Consider the following 18848-nt stretch of genomic DNA (forward strand, 5'->3'; position numbering starts at 1 on the left):
GCGAGCCGGTCTTGCGCAACGTGCCGGTCCGGCCCTGGGTCAGCCGTATCCAGACTCGGCGGGCGCGCTCGAGAGGCTCTTCACGCCGTAGATGTCCGCGGCCTCCGGGCGCAGGTCAAACCTCTTCGGCCGGTACGGCCAGGCGCAGCGTGGGGAAGCAGTTGACCAGCGCGGGGAAGGCGACCCGCATCTCGACGCGGGCCAGCTGCTGACCCAGGCAATGGTGGAATGCCGTGGCCGAAGGCCAGGTGCCCGCCGTCCTACCGCCGGAGGTCGAGCACGTGGGGCTCGGCGAAGCGCTCGGGGTCGCGGTTAACGGTGTTGGGCCGTTCGTAAGAACCATGCGCCCAGCCGCCGGATTGTTGATCATTTGCCGGCAACTGAGACATCCCCAGCCACGCCGCCGTGTCACGGGGTCCCGGGAGGGGCCCGTGACACGTTGTAGCTGCGCAGGTCGACATCCCGTCAAGCGGCGTCGAGGGCTTCGGTGATCTTGCGGGCCATCTCAGTCATGGTGGGGCTGGGCTCGCCATGGTGGGTCCGGGCGGCTGCTTCGATGGCGACGATGACGGTGCTGCGGAAGTTGTCGGCCTCTGCTGGAGCCTGCTTCTTGAGCATGCTCATGGCTGCCGTCAGGGCCGGCAGCACGTGGTCGGCGATTCCGGCTACGGACTTGCTGTTCGGCTTCATGCCCTTGGGCTTCTCGGCGAGCACGTGCCCGACCAGGCCGGTCGCGGAGTACAGAGCGATGGAGCCGTCGGTGGCGACCCTGTGGGGCGAGCCTGCGGCACCAGCGGCGGCCATCAGCGTGACGGCGCCGTACGCGGCGGTCCGCAGGGTGAGCTTGTCCTGGTCGGTAAGGGTGATGGACATGGTTGTGTGCTCCTTCAAATCTGTCATGAAATTCGATTGAACGGACGGATGGTGGAATGCGGGAGTGCACGGCGCCGCGGACGCGATCGCCGCAGGCGGGCAACCACAGCGGGGGCGGGCGGCCGTACGCGCCCTCACCCGTCACTGGCTGGCGGTCACACGTCCCAGGTGACCGGGAGGCTCTTCACCCCGTAGATGTCCGCGGTCTCCGGGCGCAGGCCAACCTCTTCAGCCGGTACGGCCAGGCGCAGCGTGGGGAAGCGGTTGACCAGCGCGGGGAGCGCGACCCGCATCTCGACGCGGGCCAGCTGCTGACCCAGGCACTGGTGGATGCCGTGGCCGAAGGCCAGGTGCCCGCCGTCCTGCCTGCGCAGGTCGAGCACGTGGGGGTCGGTGAAGCGCTCGGGGTCGCGGTTGGCGGTGTTGTACGACAGAAGGACCGTCGTGCCGGCCTTGATGGTCTGGCCGCCCAGCTCGACGTCCTCCAGCGCCACCCTCCCGAAACCCTTGGCGACGCTCAGATACCGCAGCAGCTCCTCCACGGCCCCGTCGGTGAGCCCGGGGTCGGCGCGCAGCGCGGCCAGCTGCGCCGGGTTCTGCAGCAGCGCGAAGGTGCCCAGCGCCAGCATGTTCGCGGTGGTGTCGAACCCGGCCGACAGCAGGATCAGGGCGATCCCCCGCAGCTCCTCATCGGTCAGATCGCTGTCGATGAGGTCGCTGAGCACGTCGTCGGTGGGGTTGGCGCGCTTGGCGGCCACCAGCTGCGCGAGGTATGCCTGGGTCGCGGTGTAGGCCGCGATCAGTTCCTCGTCGCCGACCTCCCCGCCGAGGAACTTGTCGATGTTCTCCTGGAAGGAACCCCGGTCCTCGTACGGCACGCCGAGCAGCTCGCAGATGATGATGGCGGGGATGGGCTTGGCGAACGCGGTCACCAGGTCCGCCGACGGCCCTGCCTTCTCCATCGCGTCCAGATGCTCGGCGGTGACCTGCTCGACGCGCTCGGTGAGCAGCCGAATCCGGCGGACGGTGAACTTGCCCACCAGCGGCTTGCGGTAGCGGCTGTGCTGCGGCTCGTCCATGAGCAGGAACTCGCCGGGCGGCGCCGGCGGGACCTCGATGTCGCCGTAGTCGATCAGCGGGTGGTGGCGCATGAGCTCCTTGCGTGAGCTGAACCGAGGGTCGGCCAGGACCGACCGGACCAGGTCGTATCCGGTGATCAGCCAGCCCTGGTGCCCGTCGGGGAAGGGGAATCGGCTGATGGGGCCGTGCTCGCGGGCCTCGATCAGCTCCTTGGGCGGGTCGAAGGGGCAGCCGGGCTGACGCGCCGTCGGCATCGTCGTGACGGTGTGGAGGGATTCATTCATGACCTTGTCCTCATCTCGCGATAGTTCGTGTTTGATACAGCTCGAAAGCTGCGTTGCATTCAGAATTCTTGTCAACTGGAGGAAGTGCATTCAGGCAGGTAATTAGCACTAATTGAGGCAATGACACTGCGCGCGAATGCAATGTTGCGTTGCAATGACCGTGCGGCGCGAGCGCAGCGGGCAGCCACGTCGTGCCCGGCGACGACCACCTTCCCGGCGTCGGGGGTCAGCAGCGTGGTCAACACGTTCACCGTCGTGGTCTTCCCAGCGCCGTTGGGCCCGAGCAGAGCGAATACCGTGCCGGTCCGGACATCCAGGTCGATGCCGTCGAGCACGATCTTGTCTTTGTATGCCTTTCGCAGCCCCGAGGCCGTAATGGCTGAACCGTTCATGGCATCCACCATCGCCGACCGCTCTGATACCGGGCCGTTGCCGTGCTGACACGGCCGCTGACACGACACCGCATCAGACCTGATCGCCGCCGGGACCTCCGCCGGCCTGGCGCGCCACCCGACGACATCGCCGCCGGCTTCGTTGAAGACCTCTGACACCCGAGATTCCTGACGTCCCCACCCCGGATGCCATGTTCTCGCTGGTCAGGCAAATGTGTTGGAGATTCGGCGGATGCTGCAGCGACCCCCTACAACAGCGCGGGCATCCAGATCCCGCCCGGCGATGCCGCCGACGAACCCGCCGACAGGTTCGAACGCGTCAACGCCATCAACCTGCGCGGTGTCTGGGCCAGCATGAAGCACGAACTGCGGCACATGCGCGCACAAGGCAGCGGAGCCATCGTCAACTGCTCCTCCCTCGGCGGCCTCGTCGGCATCCCCGGCCGTGCCTCCTACCACGCCTCCAAACACGGAGTCATCGGCCTGACCAGCAGCGCCGTCCTCGAATACGCCCCGCGCAACATCCGCATCAACGCCGTCTGCCCCGGCACCATCGACACCCCCCATGGTCAGCGACATGATCGCCAAGGGAGAGCTCGACCGCGCCGAGGCCGCAGCCAACCAGCCCATCAACCGGCTCGGGACCGCCGAGGAGATCGCCGCCCTTCACCACGACAACACCCTGCTGCGTGAGAAGCTCGCAGCCCGCGGCGGCACCGTCACCCCGCTGCACCGAGGATGCGGGCCGTCGTCTCGGCGTCCAGCCAGGCCGCGATCCCGGGCGAATCCGTCAGGAGGTGGTGCCGATGCGCGAGTGCTGCGCCCGGAACCAGTCGGCGGCGATGTCGGTTTCCGTGATGCGTCCGATCAGCGCCAAGGCCGAGCTGACGCTCTCCGGCGGCTCCACGCGATCGTGGCCTGCGCCCCGGCGAGTTTGGCGGGCTCGATCACCGCCGCCGACATCTCTGTCGAGAATTACATGTCGATCCTTACCTCATGTCCTGCGCCGTTCAGGATCGGGTGTGCTCACCGTTACTGAACGGCGGGATGTTGTGGTTGATACGGAAAAGGTGGTTCGGGTCGTACTTCGCCTTCAGCGCAGCCAGCCGCCGGTAGTCCGCCTCGGTGTAGGCCCGCCTGACCCGCTCGGGAGCCGAGTCGTGGTCGAACAGGAACCCCGGAAGCGTGGCGCCGGTGTCCCACCGCCGGAGCCGCTCCAGCACCTTGTCGGCGGCCTTGCGCACCGCGTCGGCCTGCTCGGCCGGAGCCGGCATCCGCATCCACAGGAGGAAGGCCGCGCCCTGGGTGCTGACCGCGTGCGAGCGGCCGGGCGGCCGGTTCAGCGCCCCGCCTAGGTGACGTAGCTCGATGCCGGGGAACGGGCCGCCGGGCGTCGACGGGTCGATGAGCGAGACCAGCTCCTCCACGGCCTCGTCATCCAGTTCGTGCAACAACGCGCTGCGCAGGTGCGCCATGACCGGGTTCTTGGGGTCTTGGTAGATCTCGGTGATCTGCTTGTACGGCATGGCGCCGCAGGTGTCCTTCTCCGGGCCGAGCGCACGCAACGGCTCCACCAGCCGCGCGCCCTGCTCCTCGTCCCCCGTGTAGACCACCCGGACCTGCACGAACGAGCGGCCACGGAACTCCTCGGGCAGCTGCGGCGCATCAGGCAGACGCATCAGTGTCACCGAGGACGACATCTCCTCCGGCTGCTCCTTGGCCCAGGCCAGGTAGGAGCCGAGCACGTGAGCGGCGTGCGTGGGATCCTCGCCCGGGTACCAGAGCTCACCGCCGTAGATGGTGCGCAGCGGCAGCAGGTCGATCTCGGCTGCGACCACGACACCGAAATTGCTCTTGCCACCCCGCGCCGCCCAGAACAGGTCGGCCTCCTGGGCGGGCGAAACCGTGCGGAGCAGGCCGTCGGCGGTGACGATGTCGAGCGAGCGGACGTGGTCGGCGGCGAAGCCATACGTGCGGCCGGTCAGCGGAAGCCCTCCGCCGGTCAGGTAGCCCATCACCCCGACCTGGCCGGAGGAGCCGCTCAGCGGCGCGAGGCCGTGCTCGGCCGCCGCGGCGAGCACCTCGCCCCACCGCAGCCCGGCTCCGATCCGTGCGGTGCGGGCACGCGGGTCCACCGACAGCTCGCGCAGCTCCCCGGTGGCGATGAACACGGCTCCATCTGCGGGCACCGACTTGCCGTGCCCGGTCGACTGCACCGCAACCGGGCGTCCCGCCTCCGCCGCGAACCGGACGGCGGCGGCCACGTCATCGGCGTCCGCGGCGACCACGACCACCGCGGGCCGGTGCTTGACCGTCAGCAACCAGCCGGAGCTGGCCTCCTCGAAGCCCTCGTCACCGGGGTAGAGTGTGCGCCCCCGGATCAGCTCGCGCAGGCTCACCAGGTCGCGCCAGTCGACCGTTGAGTTCGTATCCAGCATGTCAATCATCCGCCTTTCCGGCATGTCACTTATGCGCCTTCTCGAAGGCGTTCGTCTGGTCGTCGGTTTCCCTGGGCGACGGAGGGCTCGGCATCCGCGCGTTGCGCAGCAGCGTCGCGGCCCCCGTGGCCAACAGCGCGGCGAGCACCGCACCGACGATCGCGGTCGTCTGCAGGCCGTACACAAAGGCCTCACGGGCCACCGACAACAGCGGGGAGCCCTGGACGGCCGGTAGCTCGCGGGCGACGCTGACAGCGGCGGCGAGGGTGTCCTTGGCCGTCTCGACGACGCGGTCGGGCAGCCCTTCGGGGAGCTTGTCGGCCAGGTTCGCCCGGTACACCGCGAAGCCGACGCTGCCGATCACCGCGATGCCCAGCGACGCGCCGAGGTCGGTGCCGGTCGCCGCCATCGCGGAGGCGGCACCGGCCCGCTCGGGCGGTGCGGCTCCCACGATCAGTCCGGTGCCCAGCGAGATCATCGGTCCGAGCCCGAGTCCGATGACGGCCGCCCCTGCCACCACGACATACAGGTCGGAGGGACCACTGACCTGGGCCAGCACCACCATGCCGACCGCAGTGACCACCAGGCCACCGGCGAGCAGCGTGCTCAGCTTCATGCGGCTCGCGAGGGCAGGGGCCCCCATGGCGCCGATCATGACCGCGATGGTGGTGGGCAGCGACCAGAGCCCGGCCTCAATCGGGGGCAGCCCGTGCGCCACCTGCAGGTACTGCATGACAAAGAACTGCGCGGCCGAGTTGAGCAGGGTCGCAAGGAGGAGCATGCCAAGGGCGCTGTCGAACAGTTTGCTACGGAACAACGAGAGGTTGACCAGCGGTTGCTCAAGTCGATGCTGGCGGGAGATAAAGAGCGCCCCCAGCGCCAGGCCGACGACGATGGCAATGCCCGACTCGAGGCGCAGACCGTCCTCGGCGATCCGCTTGAGACCGTAGATCAGGCCAAGGACCCCGACGATGGACAGGATCGCGCTCATGAAGTCCGGGCGGCCGACTGACTCATCCCGGTACTCCGGCAGCAGGATCGGGCCACACACGATCAGCAGCAGCATGATCGGGACGCCGAGCAGGAAGACCGAGCCCCACCAGAACAACTCCAGGAATGTGCCGCCGACCAGCGGCCCGATCACCGTGCCGAGACCGAAGAAGCCGGTCCAGGCCCCGATCGCAGCACCCTGCTGCTTGGGGTCCTGGAACATGATCCGGATCAGGGAGAGGGTGGAGGGCATCAGTGTGGAGCCCGCGAGGCCCAGGAGCGCCCGGGCGGCGATGAGCATCGCCGGATTGACCGCGAATCCCGAGAGCACCGACGCCACTCCGAACGCGAACGCGCCGATCATCAGCAGCCGCCGGCGACCGATCCTGTCCCCGATCGCGCCCATGGTGATGAGGAAGCCGGCGGTGAGGAAGCCATAGATGTCCACGATCCACAGCAACTCGGTATTGCTGGGCCGCAGGTCAGCGGTGAGGGCGGGCAGTGCCAGATGCAGCACGGTCAGGTCCATGGCCATGAGCATGGTGGGAAGCGCGAGGACCGCCAGCCCCAGCCATTCCCTTCGGGTCGCCCGCGGTGGTGTCGCCGTACCGACGTCGGTAGCCACAGGAATCTCCTTGCATTGTGGTTGAAGGTTGGGATCTGGCCGGTGGCCACGGTGCCGAGCGCCATCCAGCGACGTGGTGGTGGTGGTGCGCTGGAGCGGCTCAGACCGGAGTAGACCCGCCGCGATAGACAGGGCGGACGTTCAGGTACTCATCCAGCGCCCGACGGGGCTTCGAAGCGTTCCAGGCGATTCAGGCGGCGGACAGCAGCGTGTTCGCGCGGGAGAGGACGGTGTTCAGGACGCGGCCGGCGGCGGCCAATTCCTCCTCCGGCAGGTCGCCCCACAGCTTTTCGATGATCCGGGTGATGGCGGCGCGGACCTGGCTCCACTGGGCCTTGCCGTGCTCGGTCGCTTCGACGGTGCCGTCCGGGCTGGTGCGGACCAGGTTCGCGGCCGTCAGTTCGACGATGCGCTGGTGCGCCGTAGCCTGGGCGACCTTCAAGGAGTGGGCGACCCGCTCGGCCAGGGCATCGCCGGACAGAGTTCCGTCGCTGACCACGGTCAGCGTCAGCGTCACCCACTGGGGTTCGGTGAGGCTGGTCCCGGCCAGCTGCCGCTCCAGGATGGCGTTGAGCGCCTTCTCCGTCTGGCCGATGACCTGGGTGCCGAAGGCAGGCCCGGCCGGCTGAGCGATGGTGGTCATGTCTGGGCTCCTCAGCGTCATGAGAACAGAATGTTGGTCAAGCCAACATTGGCTCGGCCAACACTACAGCTAATCGTGGGTTTGGCCAACAACTTGCTAGATTTGCCCACGTGAACACCCCAGAGGGACCGCCGCCTCAGCGGCTGCGCACGCTGCCGAGCAGGTTGACCAACCATGCAGCACTGATCGCCAACCGGCTCGTGGATCAAGCGTTCGCCCAAGCCGGCGTTCGGCGCTACCACTACGCCCTGCTCGCCGCGCTGGAGGAGTTCGGCCCGGCCAGCCAGGCCGCCCTCGGTCGCCGCATCGGCATCGACCGCAGCGACATGGTGGCGACCGTCAACGACCTCGCCGAACGGCAACTCCTCAAGCGCGCACCCGACCCAGAAGACCGCCGACGCAACATCATCACCATCACCGCGGCAGGCCGAAGCCAACTCACCCACCTCGACCGGCTAGTCGCCGCCGCCCAAGACGAGTTCCTCGCCCCGCTGCCCGCGGCCGACCGGCGGAACCTGATCGACCTGCTCACCCGCCTCGTCGATCATCACGGCGACAAGCACAACTGATGTGTCATTCGGTGATCGGGAGTACGCCAACCCCACTGCGACCGGCGACTGCGAATGTGACGGTGATGTGACTCGCCAGGTGAACGCCATGGCTGAACCCGCTTTCGGGACGGATCGGCCTCGCGTGCTACGACAGAACCCATCGCGAAACACCACGGGAGGCAGCGCGTGCTCAGGCGATCGGGAGGGCCAGGCGCTCGTTGACGGGTTCGACCAAGACCTGCCGGTTGGTGAGGACGACCCAGGTCTGGCTGCCGCCCGGACTGACGAGCCCCGGTCTGACGATCAGGGACGCGGAGAATCCGAAGCCGGCGCCGGGGTGCCCGGCGATGTCCTTGGGCAGGTTGAGCATCCAGCCGAGGCCCGCCTGGCCACCTGGGCCGTCGTTCCGCTCGGCCTGCGGCCGAAGCGCCTCGCGGGCGAGCGCGTCGGGCAGCAGCGAGGACCAGGCGCGGCCCAAGTGGACGAGGTCGGCCGCCGTGGTCCACAGACCGCCCGCGGCCGGCATTTTGAAGACCCGCGTCGGTGCGCGCTCGAACACGCCCTCGTCGGTGAGGCGGTGGCCGGTGGTCACTCTGGTGGCCGGACGGCTGCGCGGGAACCACGAAGCGCTCATCCCAAGGGGTTCGAGCACCATGCGGGTGGCCGCGTCCTCGTAACGCGATGCGGTGACGTCGGCGATCAGCTGCCCGAGCAGCGCGTACCCGCCGTGGCCGTAGGCGAACGTGCCGCGTGGGCCGCCGCACGCCGCGACCGGCCCGGTAACCGAGGCCAGGTCGGGGACGCGGTCGGCGAACATCGACGCGGGGCTGTCGACGGCGCCGGTATGGGACAGGAGCTCCCGTACGGTGACGGCGTCGTCGGCGAGCCGGATGGTGCGCAGGTACGCGTTCGCGGGCTCGTCGAGCCGCACGCGCCCGTCAGCGACCAGCCGCAGGACGGCGATCGCGGTGATCAGCTTGGTGATCGAGTACGCGGGAAACCGGTGTTCGGGCAGCAGCACCTCATCCTGGTCGAGGCTCGCCCAGCCCCGTGCGGTCACCCACACCGAGGCGTCACCGGTCGTGCCGGCCACAATGAGGCCGACCAGCCCCAGCTCGGCGAACGCATCCGCGGCCACCGCGGCAGCCTCCTCCGGCACCGCACCGGAGGTACGCGTCGCCGGTGCCGCCACGCGCGGGTCTTTGACCTTCGTCTCCAGTGGATACAACCGCAGCGTGTGCAGCCGGTACGGCGGGTCGGCCTCGGTCGCCGCCTCGACCCGCAGGTCGGCGACCCGCGCGCGCAGGCGCAGCGGCTCGGCCCGCACGTCGGCGAGGTCCTCGCGCAGCCGCTGGGCCACCGAGCTGAGCACGCCGGTCAGCGTGTCCGGCGGCACGAGGCTCAGGTAGTGGTCGTCGAAGTGTTGGCGCAGTCTCAGAGAAGCCGTCAGCCTGCTCGAACACCAGGTCGAACAGCAGCTACGCGCCGACGGCGACATCAGCTACGTGCAGTTCCAGCTCCTGGCCCGCCTCTACCACGCTCCCGGCCCGCTGACCATGACCGAGCTGGCCGACGGCGTCGTCTACAGCCGCAGCGGCCTGACCTACCAGGCCGGCCTGGTGGCAAAGGCCGCTCTCATCACCCGCGGCCCCGCCCCCGAAGACGACCGCGCCACCCTGGTCACGATCACGAGCAAGGGGCGGGCCCTGTTGGAACGCGTCCTGCCCGGCCACGTGCAGCTCTCCCGCCGCCTGCTGTTCGATCCCCTGACCGACGACGACGTGCGCCACCTCGGCGACATCATGACTCGCGTACGCGACCACATGCGCGCCCAGCCGCCCCGCTCCGCCGCCCCCCGCAAACGCCGCAGCGCCCCGTGAACTCGCAGGGGGACACGGATGGTTCTCGTCTATCTCGCCAAGCGCCTCGGATCGCTACGGCAAGTCGTAGACGCTGGCCGCGATGCCGCGCTCGGCCGGCTGCCGGTTGATAAGCGGCTCGATCCGGTCCCAGGAGCCGCCCGCCACCCCGGCGCCGATCCGTGGCGTGTGCACGCCCGCTCCCAGCCGGACAGCTTCCTCGGCGAGGGCCGCCAGGCGAACCGGATCCCTGCGCGGACGATCCGCCTAGCTGATCGGGACGGTGAGGCGACGTCTGGTGGGTGGTGGTGGCTCCCTGCGCTCGCCGAGGAGGGTCATGAGCTGGTCCATGGCCACCTCGCCGAGCTTTTCGCCATCCACGTCGATCGAGGGGACATCGCCCAAGCCGAGGCTCTCGACGACCATGCGCTCCGAGCTGACCACGACATCGCGGATTCCGCGGCTGAGCAGGGCGAACATGAGGCCAAGGCCGATCGAGGTCGCGTAGGGGACTACGGCGGTGGCACGGGCGGCCACCACGGCCTCTGCCGTCCCCACCCCGGCGGCGAACGTCGAGGGGTAGGGGCCGAGCATGGTCAGCGTCGCGCCGCTCGACTCGGCCGCGGCGCGGATGGCTGCCTGGCGCTGGCGATCCTGCCAGGAGCCCGCCGGGCCGCCGATGTAGACGATGCGCTCGTGGCCCTTCTCGACGAACCAGCTGACGAGCGCGCCGAAGGCGGTGGCCGTGTCGGCGACTGCCGAGGTCATGCCCTCGATCTCGCGGTCGATGAGCACGGTCGGCTTGAACGACGCGGCGGCGCGGACGATCTCGTCTGAACCTCGGGGCGCGGTAAGCAGGAAGCCGTCGGCCTGGTGCGCGAGTTGCTCGACCGCGGCGAGCTGGGCTGGGTGCTCCAGAGAGTGCACCGCGATGGTCAGCTGCATGCCCGAGTCGGCCGCGCGCGCCTGGGCACCGCCGATGATCGGGGTGAAGAAGGTGTTGTCGAGCGTGGGCACCACGACAGCGATCACCCCGGTCCTCCCGCGGGCCAGCTGGGTGGCTGCCCGGTTGGGGACGAATCCGAGCTGCTCAGCGGCTGCGCGGACGCGGGCCACCGTTTCCGGGGCGGCCAGGGCCGGCCGGCTCAGGGCGCGGGAGGCCGTCGCCTTGGAAACCCCGGCCAGCGCGGCGACGTCCGCGAGTGTCGGCACTGATCCTCCTTGAGTCGTTACAGGCAGTTAACACGGAGGTTTGTGCGCGAGGCCGCTCATAATCTATGGTCAGACTCGTGCAACCGGTTCCGCAACCGGTTCCACCCAAGCGTACGCCACTGAGAAAGGACGCCGACATCTCCCGCAAATCGGCCTTTCTATTGGTGCCTGGTCTCGTCCTTCTCGTCGCAGGTTTCCTCATCCCCTCCGCCGCGATGCTCTTCGCGCCGCCGGATGTGCCGACCAGCGAGATCTTCGCGCGCCTGGGCGAGATGCTCACGGATCCTTACGATCTGGAGGTGATCGGGCGCACGGTCGGACTGGCCCTGGCTGTCACGATCATCTGCGTCGTCCTCGGCTTTCCCATCGCCTACTGGCTCGCCCGCTCGCCGTCACGCTGGAGCGGAGTCTTCCTGGCAGTGGCGATCTTCCCATTGATGCTGAGCAACGTGGTGCGGACGTTCGGCTGGCTGGTGATTCTCGGTTCCAAGGGGGCGCTCGGCCGACTGCTCGTCCAGCTCGGCATCGTCGACGTGGCGCCGCAGCTGCTCTACACCAAGCTGGCGATCATCCTCGGCCTCACCCAGCTCTTCCTGCCGCTGGCGATCATCTCCTGCTACTCGGCCGTCGCCCAGGTCGATCCTGGCCTGGACGACGCCTCGCGAGGGCTCGGCGCCAGCAGGATCCGCACGATGTGGAACGTCGTCATCCCACTGACCATGCCGGGCATCGTGGTGGCCGCCACCCTGGTCTTCGCGGGGTCCGTCACCGCCTACACCACGCCCTATCTGCTCGGCGGGTCCAGCCAGCGGATGCTCTCCACGCAGCTCTTCAACTACGCGAGCACCACGCTCGACTGGGCCTCCGCCTCGGCGACGGCGCTCATCATGACGGTCCTGGTCTTCCTGGTCTCCGGGCTGTCCTCGCTGATCGGGCGGAAGGGGGCCACCTCATGAAGCGGCCGATCACAGCGGCGCTCGCGGTCATCGGCTACGTCATCATGATCGTGCCGATCATCTTCGTGGTCGCCACCGCCTTCACGGCGGGAAGCACCCTGAGGTTCCCGCCCGACGGTATCTCGCTGCGCTGGTTCGACGAGGCGCTCGGCTACGAGCCGTTCATCGAGGCGGCGATCTCCAGCCTGGAGCTCGCCGTACTCGCCACCGCTCTCGCGCTGCTGATCGGCGTGCCTGTCACGCTCGCCATCCACCGTGGAAAGCTCCCTGGCAAGGGCCTGGTCGAGGGGTTGTTCCTGGCGCCGCTCATCGTCCCTGAGCTGGTCGTCGGCCTAGCGCTGTTCCAGCAGCTGATGATCGGCATGGACCTGGACAACTTCAGCACCCTGCTGGTCGGGCACACGGCGCTGATGCTGCCTTATGCGGTGCGCGTGACCGGCGCCTCGCTCGCGCTGGCCGACCCCGTTCTGGAGGAGGCCGCCCGGGGTCTCGGTGCCTCGCCGCTGCGCGCGTTCTTCAACGTGACGCTGCCCCTCCTGCGTCCGGGCATCTTCTCCGCCGGGTTGCTCAGCGTGGTCACGTCCTTCAACAACGTGCCGCTGTCGCTACTGCTGCAGGGGCGCGACCTCCGGACGCTGCCAGTGACGATGCTCGACTACGTGCAGCAGTCCTATGACCCGATGGTCGCCGCCGCTTCCACCCTCATTCTGGCCGCCACCGTGGTCATCGCGATGATCGCCGAGCGCACGGTCGGATTCGCCAAGATCTTCGGAGGGATCAACCAATGACCGCCGCCGCCGAGTTGATCGCAGTCACCCAGAGGTTCGGCTCCTTCACCGCCGTCGATGAGATCGACCTCGCCGTGCCATCAGGGAAGCTGACGACGCTGCTGGGCCCGAGCGGCTGCGGCAAGACCACCACGCTCAGGATGATCGCAGGCTACTCGGCGCCGACGTCGGGGACGATCCGCATCGACGGGATCGACAGCACGCGCACGCCGCCGGAGAAGCGGAATCTGGGGATGGTCTTCCAGTCGTACGCGCTGTTCCCGCACATGACGGTGGCCGACAACGTCGGTTACGGGCTCAAGCTGCGCAAGGTGCCATCCGCGGAGAGACGGTCGCGGGTCATGGAGACGCTCGAGCTCGTCGGGCTCGCGCACCTGGCCGACCGCAAGCCGAAAAAGCTCTCTGGCGGGCAGCAGCAGCGGGTGGCACTGGCCAGGGCGATCTCGATCAGGCCCAAGCTCCTGCTGCTCGACGAGCCGCTGTCCAACCTCGACGCCCGCCTGCGCGTCCAGATGCGGGCCGAGATCAGGCGCATCCAGGCGGAGACCAAGCTGACCGTCATCCTCGTCACCCATGACCAGGACGAGGCGCTGGAGATGTCCGACGAGATGGTCATCATGAACGAGGGCAGGATCGTGCAGCAGGGCTCTCCTCAGCAGGTCTTCCCCCGTCCGGCTGACCGCTTCGTCGCCGAGTTCCTCGGCTACGAGAACTTCCTCACCGCGGCCGACGGCACCCCTCTGACCATCCGGCCCGAGCATCTGCGCATCGTCGAGACAGGTCACGGCCTTGACGCGATGGTGGTCGACGTGGCCTTCCGCGGCGTCGACCTGCTGGTCTCGCTCGACGTGGTGGACCCGTCGGGCGCGACCGTCAGGCTGCTCGCCGACGTACGCAGCGGCGCGACCCTGACACCCGGATCGAGCGTCACGGTGATCGCGCCAGATGACCATCTGGTCTCAGTCGCCCGCTGAAAGCCCACTGAAAGAAGGAACCCCATGCCCACGCGCCGTGCCGTACTGGCCGCTGCTCTGACAGTGCTCGCCGCAGCCGGATGTTCCGGCTCCGGCTCCAGCTCCGGTGAGAAACAGGCCGATCAGCACACCATCGTCGTCAGCACCTTCCCCTTCGGTGTGAAGGAGTTCGAGCAGGCGGTCGTCGCTCCGTTCACCAAGCAGACCGGAATCAAGGTCGAGCTGGACACCGGGTCCAACGCCGACCGGCTGTCGAAGCTGAAGCTCGCCAAGGGTGAGCCCGAGGCGGACGTGGTGCTGATCTCCGACTACTTCGCCGCACTCGGGCAGAAGGACGGCCTCTTCCAAAAGGTCGACGTGCCCAACATCAAGGAGCTCGCGCCGTTCGCGACCGAGGGCGCCTACGAGGGGCCGGCCTACACGCACCAGCTCAACGGCATCATCTACAACACCGGCAAGCTCAGCCAGAAGCAGGCCGCCGACTGGGAGCTGTTCGCGAACGCGGCGAACAAGGGAAAGGTCGCGCTTCCCGATATTTCGGTGACCGCCGGACAACTCATGATCTCGAGTGTGGGTGAGTCGTACGGCAAGGGCCCCTACGACATCGACACCTCGTTGCAGACCCTGGCCGGCTGGGCGCCGAACGTCCTGCAGTTCTACACCTCCTCGACCGAGGTCACGAACCTGCTGACCCAAGGCGAGATCGTCGCTGCCGACGCGCTGAGCGGCTTCGCCACCAAGCTTGTCATCTCGGGCGAGCCGATCGCCTGGACGGCTCCCGCCAAGGGCCGCTACATGGCCACCAACCGGGCGATGATCCCCAAGGGCGCGCGCAACCAGCAGGGAGCGGCGAGGTTCATCGACTACATGCTGTCGGCCGAGGCGCAGAGCGCCATGGCGAAGGCTGTCGGTGACCTGCCCACGAACCCGAAGGCCGAGATCCCGGCCGACATCGCCAAGGTAACGGGCGAGGCGGCGAAGGACCCCGTGGCCGCCGGATTCAAGACCCTCGACCCCGCCCAGCTCGTCGACACCCGCGCCACCTGGGTCGACCGCTTCACCCGCGAGGTGGCCGGCAAGTGAACCTCGACCTGATGCCCAAGGTCGATCTGCACTGCCACCTCATCGGCACCGTGCGCGCCTCGACCTTCGCCGAGCTGGCCCGGCGGGAGGGGCTCGACCTGCCCGACACACCCGAGCGGATCTACGCGGATGTGAACTCGCTTCCGCCGGACCCGGCACTCTACCTGAACACCCGGATCCCGGTTCCGCAGGGTCGGAGCGCGGACGAGCCCGAGGTCTCCTACTCGCTGTTCCAGGTGTCCTCGTGGGTTCTCCGGCTCCTGCGCGACGCTGACGATCTCACCAGGATCACCTATGAGGCGTTCGAGGACGCCCACCGGACCAGCGCGACCAGGCATCTCGAGCTCTCCTTCGACGCGCTGACCGAACATCAGGAGAAGCTCGGCTACGCCACGGTGATCGAGGCGTACGCCGAGGGCATCAGGACGGCAGAACGCGACTTCGGCATGTCGGGCAGGCTCATCGCGGCCATCGACCGGAGCGCGTCGGGCGAGGAGGCGCTCTCCTGGGTACGCACGGTTGTGGACAACCCGCACGACTACGTGGCGGGGATCGGGCTGGACAACCTGGAGACCGCCGGGCCGCCCGAGCGGTTCGAGGCCGCCTTCCGGCTCGCCGGTGAGGCCGGGCTCCGCCGTACTGCTCACTCCTCCGAGCACGCGCCCGTCGCCGCCAACACGATCACCTGCCTCGACGTGCTCGGGTGCGACCGGATCGACCACGGCTACTTCGTACTCGAGGACGACGAGGTCGTCGCCAGGGTCAGGGACGAGCAGATCCCGTTCACTGTCATCTCGACCACCTCGCGGCGCTCGTGGCGGCCGTGGCGGCGGGCGTCGATCGCGGCGATGCTCGAGGCCGGGCTCAACGTCATTCCCGCTTCCGACGACCCTGGGATGTTCCCGACGTCGCTGGCGAACGAGTATCGGATCCTCTCCGATCAGCTCGCCGTACAGGATGAGCGGTTGCGTGCGATGGCGCTGGCCGGGGTGGAGGCGTGTTGGCTTCCGGAGCCTGAGAAGGACGCGCTGCGCAAGCGCTTTGAGAGAGAACTCGCGAGCGTAGAGTAATCGGCATGCTGCGTGCGGTCGACGATCCGCGACAGGCTCCTGCCCGAGGATCCGTTCGCCCTGCTGACGGGCATGCTCCTCGATCAGCGGCGCCCGAGACCGGCTGACTCAGGCCGCCGCATTCCTGGCCTGGCTCGACGATCGCGGACGCACGATCGGTCATGACCGACCTCAGCGACATCGCACTGCTGGCCGGCGCTGTCAGCCGAGCTTGAGCAGCAGTTCGGTGAGTTCGACCGGCATGGTGATCATGCAGTCGTGACCGGTCGCCAGTTCCCACACCTGCGCTGGGGTACCGTTGGGCTGTATCGCGGGGACGGGGCGATGGGTAACGCCCTCCGGCATGCCCACAGTGCAGTGGATGTGGGTCCGTGGGATCGTGTTCACGGCCGGGTTGTCCAGCCGGACCGGCTGTTGGAGGCAGCGCACCGGCTGATCCGACAGCATCGTGCGCAGCCAAGCGACGTCTGCGGGATCGGTGACCCCGAACAGACCCGCGGGCGGCGGCATCTCGGGTAGCGGCGGAATCCGCCAGCCACTGTCGGACTTCAAGGCGAGGTCGATCAGGGCCTGGGATACGGGTTGGACATCGGCCGCGCTCTCGCCGTCATCCGGGACCATCGCGTCGAGGTAGACCAAATGTGCGATCCGATCCGGGACCTCATTGGCCGCGGACGAGATGACCAGCCCAGCGTAGCTGTGTCCCACGAGTATCACCTCGGTGAGATCTTCCTCGGTGATCAGCCGGACGATGTCCTCGACGTGCGTGTCAAGCCCCACCTCGGGGCCGGCCAGGTGCACCTTGTCGCCATAGCCGGTCAGCGACGGCGCGACCACCTTATGTCCGGCCGATGCCAGCAACGGGACCACCCGCTCCCAAGCCTGTTCACTATGCCAGGCACCGTGTACCAGCAGATATGTTGCCATGGTTTCGCTCCTTGCTGTCCTTGTCCCGCGTTGGAAGTCGCGGAAGGGTGAGGACCACCAGCCGCGTTCGCCGACGTCCTCCTGGCAGGTGCCGGTGGGGCCGTCCGTAATCGTGGGCGTTCCGTTCGCGGGAACGTCGGCTCGGTGGGCCGCTGACCAGGCTGCCAACCAGGCTCTGACGGAGCCAGGGCCCCCGCGATCCTGGGGGTGACAGGACCAGGCACACGCGCAGGTGCGCAAATTACAGTGGAGACATGAGCGACGAATCGAACCTGCTGGGCGATTTCGTACGAGCCCGCCGTGAGCTCGTCACTCCTGAACAGGTCGGTATCCCCCTCTTGGGGGTACGGCGCGTGCCGGGCCTGCGCCGGGAAGAGGTCGCGATGCTCGCCGGCATCAGCGCCGACTACTACCTGCGCCTGGAACAGGGCCGCGACCGCAACCCCTCCGTGCAGGTCCTTGAGTCTCTCGCCCGCGTGTTGCAACTCGACGACGACGCGACGGCATACCTGCTACGCCTTGGCGCCGACAAACCCCGGCGGCATCGGCGCCGTCCCCGGAAGGAGACCGTCCCCGCGGGCATCGCCAAGCTCGTCGCCACGCTCCCGCTACCCGCGTACGTCGAGGGCCGCTACTTCGACGTCCTCGCCGCCAACGCCTTGGCGACTGCTCTGTCGCCGCGCCTCGTGGCGGGAGCCAACCGCTTGCGGGACCTGTTTCTCGACCCCGCCGAGCAGGCCCTCTACCCAGACTGGGAGAACGCCGCCCCGGGCATGGTCGCCGGCTTCCGCGAGTCCGTCGGCACCGACACGGACGACGCCCGGTTCATCGAGCTCGTCGGCGAGCTCTCCCTCGCCAGCCCCCGCTTCAGCCGGCTCTGGGCCCGCCACGACGTCATCGCGTGCGAAGGAGCACCCAAGCACTTCGACCACCCCCAGCTCGGCGACCTACAGCTGCACCGGGAGCGGCTGGGCATCGGCGGCACGGCAGGCCAGACGCTCGTCATCTACCACCCGGACCTCGGCACCGACAACGCCGACAAGCTGGCACTCCTCGCCTCCGTCACGCAGACACCGGCTGCGCCTCCAGGCACAACCACCAGCCAACAGGTACGAGCGGATGCCAACCGCGCGGACGACAGCCGCGGATTCGCCCGCTGATCGCCCGACGCGGCACCGAACACGGCTCCGGCCTCGGCGAACAGCGCGGTCAGCACCCAGGCCTGCGACTGACCGTCGTTCCCAGGCCGCGGGCCAGGACCTCGCGCACCGCCTCGTTGCTGATGACGAAGTGGCCCTGGGCGATCTCGCCCGCGCGCTGCTCGTCGCCCGCCGTGATGGCCTCGCACAGCGCGGTGTGCTCGGCGAGCGCACGCTCGTAGACGGCGGGATCGCTGTCGTAGGGCTCGACGGGGAAGCCGAGGCTCACCTGGGTGAGCAGGTCGCGGCTGAGCCGGACGATCTGGGGGTTCCGGGTCGATCCGACGATGGTCTGGTGGAAGGCGATGTCGGCGGCGTGCTTCTCCTGCGGCGTCCGCGCGGCGGCGAACCGGTCCAGCGCCGCGCGGATCCGCGCGGCGTCCTCGTCGCTGCGGCGCTGGGCGGCCACCCGTGCGACCATCCCCTCGACCAGGCAGCGCAGGTCGAAGAGCTGTTCGAGCTCCGCCCAGCGGGGCAGCAGGGTGCGCCGGACCGCCTCGGCCGACGCGCTCGTCCAGGTCTCCCTCACGTACGCGCCGCCCTGCCGGCCGCGCCGGATGTCGACGATGCCGACGGCCAGCAGCCGGCCCACCGCCTCGCGCACCGTCGAGCGGCCCACGTGCAGGATCCTGGCCAGCTCGCGTTCGGCGGGCAGCCGGTCGCCCGGGAGGTACTCGCCGATCGCGATCGCGGTGATGAGCCGGTCGGCAACCTCGGCCGCGGCGGTCGGCAGGCGCACCGGCCCCAGCACCGGGCCGGGGGCGGCGCCGTCGAGGACATGGCCGAGCACGCGGGCCAGCTCAGCGTGCCCCTCGGGATCCGATGTGCCGGTCAGGGGTCCTCCCTGGTCGTACTGATCAGAGTCGGCGGCCGGTGATTCCGTCGTGTTAACGCTGTGAAACAA

20 protein-coding genes and 1 pseudogene are annotated in these 18848 nt (G+C 68.7%); 10 read left to right on the forward strand and 11 right to left on the reverse strand.

Translation table 11 applies throughout. The annotated features are described in order from the left end of the window. Positions 1-39: 39 nt before the first annotated feature. The 4 genes and pseudogenes from ACFLIM_RS33195 to ACFLIM_RS33210 form a co-directional block, all read right to left on the reverse strand. Positions 40-323: pseudogene (locus ACFLIM_RS33195) on the reverse strand (cytochrome P450); the annotation flags it as partial. 142 nt (positions 324-465) lie between these two features. Next, complete coding sequence (locus ACFLIM_RS33200) at positions 466-873, reverse strand: hypothetical protein (RefSeq protein WP_393172269.1); 408 nt, start codon at positions 871-873, stop codon at positions 466-468. Positions 874-1028: 155 nt separating this feature from the next. Next, on the reverse strand, positions 1029-2237 hold the full coding sequence (locus tag ACFLIM_RS33205) for a cytochrome P450 (RefSeq protein WP_393172271.1): 1209 nt from the start codon (positions 2235-2237) through the stop codon (positions 1029-1031). Between the two features lie 71 nt (positions 2238-2308). Further along, positions 2309-2788, reverse strand: a complete 480-nt coding sequence (locus tag ACFLIM_RS33210; protein ID WP_393172273.1) for an ATP-binding cassette domain-containing protein — start codon at positions 2786-2788, stop codon at positions 2309-2311. A 27-nt stretch (positions 2789-2815) separates the two neighbouring features. On the opposite strand from ACFLIM_RS33210, the gene ACFLIM_RS33215 reads away from it, so the two are divergent. Both ACFLIM_RS33215 and ACFLIM_RS33220 read left to right on the forward strand, forming a co-directional pair. After that, on the forward strand, positions 2816-3322 hold the full coding sequence (locus tag ACFLIM_RS33215; protein ID WP_393172275.1) for an SDR family NAD(P)-dependent oxidoreductase: 507 nt from the start codon (positions 2816-2818) through the stop codon (positions 3320-3322). Then, complete coding sequence (locus ACFLIM_RS33220) at positions 3207-3668, forward strand: hypothetical protein (protein ID WP_393172381.1); 462 nt, start codon at positions 3207-3209, stop codon at positions 3666-3668. Before ACFLIM_RS33215 ends, ACFLIM_RS33220 begins: the two co-directional genes overlap by 116 nt. On the opposite strand, the gene ACFLIM_RS33225 is transcribed toward ACFLIM_RS33220, so the two are convergent. From ACFLIM_RS33225 to ACFLIM_RS33235, 3 genes are all read right to left on the reverse strand, one after another. Then, complete coding sequence (locus ACFLIM_RS33225) at positions 3640-5067, reverse strand: FAD-binding oxidoreductase (RefSeq protein WP_393172277.1); 1428 nt, start codon at positions 5065-5067, stop codon at positions 3640-3642. The two genes, ACFLIM_RS33220 and ACFLIM_RS33225, sit on opposite strands and share 29 nt — an antisense overlap. Positions 5068-5092: 25 nt before the next feature. Next, the gene (locus ACFLIM_RS33230) at positions 5093-6598 is read right to left on the reverse strand and encodes an MFS transporter (RefSeq protein WP_393172378.1); all 1506 of its coding nucleotides are present in this window, start codon (positions 6596-6598) and stop codon (positions 5093-5095) included. Positions 6599-6872: 274 nt separating this feature from the next. Beyond that, the gene (locus ACFLIM_RS33235) at positions 6873-7325 is read right to left on the reverse strand and encodes a MarR family winged helix-turn-helix transcriptional regulator (RefSeq protein WP_393172279.1); all 453 of its coding nucleotides are present in this window, start codon (positions 7323-7325) and stop codon (positions 6873-6875) included. A 110-nt stretch (positions 7326-7435) separates the two neighbouring features. On the opposite strand from ACFLIM_RS33235, the gene ACFLIM_RS33240 reads away from it, so the two are divergent. Further along, on the forward strand, positions 7436-7894 hold the full coding sequence (locus ACFLIM_RS33240; protein WP_393172280.1) for a MarR family winged helix-turn-helix transcriptional regulator: 459 nt from the start codon (positions 7436-7438) through the stop codon (positions 7892-7894). A 172-nt stretch (positions 7895-8066) separates the two neighbouring features. On the opposite strand, the gene ACFLIM_RS33245 is transcribed toward ACFLIM_RS33240, so the two are convergent. Beyond that, a complete protein-coding gene (locus ACFLIM_RS33245; RefSeq protein WP_393172282.1) occupies positions 8067-9272 on the reverse strand; it encodes a serine hydrolase domain-containing protein in 1206 nt (401 codons plus the stop codon). 109 nt (positions 9273-9381) lie between these two features. On the opposite strand from ACFLIM_RS33245, the gene ACFLIM_RS33250 reads away from it, so the two are divergent. Then, positions 9382-9756 carry a MarR family winged helix-turn-helix transcriptional regulator gene (locus ACFLIM_RS33250; RefSeq protein WP_393172284.1) on the forward strand — a complete coding sequence of 125 codons (375 nt, stop codon included), beginning with the start codon at positions 9382-9384 and terminating at the stop codon, positions 9754-9756. Between the two features lie 246 nt (positions 9757-10002). Here ACFLIM_RS33250 and ACFLIM_RS33255 read toward each other — a convergent pair whose 3' ends face one another. Beyond that, positions 10003-10947 carry a LacI family DNA-binding transcriptional regulator gene (locus ACFLIM_RS33255; protein ID WP_393172286.1) on the reverse strand — a complete coding sequence of 315 codons (945 nt, stop codon included), beginning with the start codon at positions 10945-10947 and terminating at the stop codon, positions 10003-10005. Between the two features lie 215 nt (positions 10948-11162). Between ACFLIM_RS33255 and ACFLIM_RS33260 the strand changes: the two genes are divergently transcribed. Genes ACFLIM_RS33260 through ACFLIM_RS33280 form a run of 5 tightly spaced genes read left to right on the forward strand, consistent with a single transcriptional unit; the run spans position 11163 to position 15818 of the window. After that, a complete protein-coding gene (locus ACFLIM_RS33260) occupies positions 11163-11903 on the forward strand; it encodes an ABC transporter permease (RefSeq protein ID WP_393172288.1) in 741 nt (246 codons plus the stop codon). Beyond that, entirely contained in the window at positions 11900-12691 is a 792-nt protein-coding gene (locus ACFLIM_RS33265) for an ABC transporter permease (protein ID WP_393172290.1), read from the forward strand. Before ACFLIM_RS33260 ends, ACFLIM_RS33265 begins: the two co-directional genes overlap by 4 nt. Further along, a complete protein-coding gene (locus ACFLIM_RS33270; RefSeq protein ID WP_393172292.1) occupies positions 12688-13665 on the forward strand; it encodes an ABC transporter ATP-binding protein in 978 nt (325 codons plus the stop codon). Before ACFLIM_RS33265 ends, ACFLIM_RS33270 begins: the two co-directional genes overlap by 4 nt. Positions 13666-13689: 24 nt before the next feature. Continuing rightward, complete coding sequence (locus ACFLIM_RS33275; RefSeq protein WP_393172294.1) at positions 13690-14748, forward strand: extracellular solute-binding protein; 1059 nt, start codon at positions 13690-13692, stop codon at positions 14746-14748. Then, positions 14745-15818, forward strand: coding sequence for an adenosine deaminase family protein (locus tag ACFLIM_RS33280; RefSeq protein ID WP_393172296.1), 1074 nt, complete (start codon positions 14745-14747; stop codon positions 15816-15818). Before ACFLIM_RS33275 ends, ACFLIM_RS33280 begins: the two co-directional genes overlap by 4 nt. Positions 15819-16019: 201 nt before the next feature. On the opposite strand, the gene ACFLIM_RS33285 is transcribed toward ACFLIM_RS33280, so the two are convergent. Then, positions 16020-16745 (reverse strand): alpha/beta fold hydrolase, encoded by a 726-nt coding sequence (locus ACFLIM_RS33285; protein WP_393172298.1) that lies wholly within the window; start codon positions 16743-16745, stop codon positions 16020-16022. A 254-nt stretch (positions 16746-16999) separates the two neighbouring features. Here ACFLIM_RS33285 and ACFLIM_RS33290 point away from each other — a divergent pair, with 254 nt between their 5' ends. Next, complete coding sequence (locus ACFLIM_RS33290; RefSeq protein WP_393172300.1) at positions 17000-17905, forward strand: helix-turn-helix domain-containing protein; 906 nt, start codon at positions 17000-17002, stop codon at positions 17903-17905. 49 nt (positions 17906-17954) lie between these two features. Here the strand turns inward: ACFLIM_RS33290 and ACFLIM_RS33295 are convergent, their stop codons facing one another. After that, positions 17955-18734: a FadR/GntR family transcriptional regulator gene (locus ACFLIM_RS33295; RefSeq protein ID WP_393172302.1), complete on the reverse strand. Its 780-nt coding sequence runs from the start codon at positions 18732-18734 to the stop codon at positions 17955-17957. Positions 18735-18848: the final 114 nt, after the last annotated feature.

It is taken from the genome of Nonomuraea marmarensis (genome assembly GCF_043197025.1).
In the GTDB taxonomy this organism is placed as follows: Bacteria; Actinomycetota; Actinomycetes; order Streptosporangiales; family Streptosporangiaceae; genus Nonomuraea; species Nonomuraea marmarensis.

Excerpts from the sequence above, each read along its gene's own strand:
- ACFLIM_RS33200 (WP_393172269.1), bottom strand. The coding sequence starts at position 873 with ATGTCCATCACCCTTACCGACCAGGACAAGCTCACCCTGCGGACCGCC.
- ACFLIM_RS33205 (WP_393172271.1), bottom strand. The coding sequence starts at position 2,237 with ATGAATGAATCCCTCCACACCGTCACGACGATGCCGACGGCGCGTCAG.
- ACFLIM_RS33215 (WP_393172275.1), top strand. The coding sequence starts at position 2,816 with ATGCCATGTTCTCGCTGGTCAGGCAAATGTGTTGGAGATTCGGCGGAT.
- ACFLIM_RS33220 (WP_393172381.1), top strand. The coding sequence starts at position 3,207 with ATGATCGCCAAGGGAGAGCTCGACCGCGCCGAGGCCGCAGCCAACCAG.
- ACFLIM_RS33225 (WP_393172277.1), bottom strand. The coding sequence starts at position 5,067 with ATGCTGGATACGAACTCAACGGTCGACTGGCGCGACCTGGTGAGCCTG.
- ACFLIM_RS33230 (WP_393172378.1), bottom strand. The coding sequence starts at position 6,598 with ATGCTCATGGCCATGGACCTGACCGTGCTGCATCTGGCACTGCCCGCC.
- ACFLIM_RS33235 (WP_393172279.1), bottom strand. The coding sequence starts at position 7,325 with ATGACCACCATCGCTCAGCCGGCCGGGCCTGCCTTCGGCACCCAGGTC.
- ACFLIM_RS33260 (WP_393172288.1), top strand. The coding sequence starts at position 11,163 with ATGCTCTTCGCGCCGCCGGATGTGCCGACCAGCGAGATCTTCGCGCGC.
- ACFLIM_RS33265 (WP_393172290.1), top strand. The coding sequence starts at position 11,900 with ATGAAGCGGCCGATCACAGCGGCGCTCGCGGTCATCGGCTACGTCATC.
- ACFLIM_RS33270 (WP_393172292.1), top strand. The coding sequence starts at position 12,688 with ATGACCGCCGCCGCCGAGTTGATCGCAGTCACCCAGAGGTTCGGCTCC.
- ACFLIM_RS33275 (WP_393172294.1), top strand. The coding sequence starts at position 13,690 with ATGCCCACGCGCCGTGCCGTACTGGCCGCTGCTCTGACAGTGCTCGCC.
- ACFLIM_RS33285 (WP_393172298.1), bottom strand. The coding sequence starts at position 16,745 with ATGGCAACATATCTGCTGGTACACGGTGCCTGGCATAGTGAACAGGCT.
- ACFLIM_RS33290 (WP_393172300.1), top strand. The coding sequence starts at position 17,000 with ATGAGCGACGAATCGAACCTGCTGGGCGATTTCGTACGAGCCCGCCGT.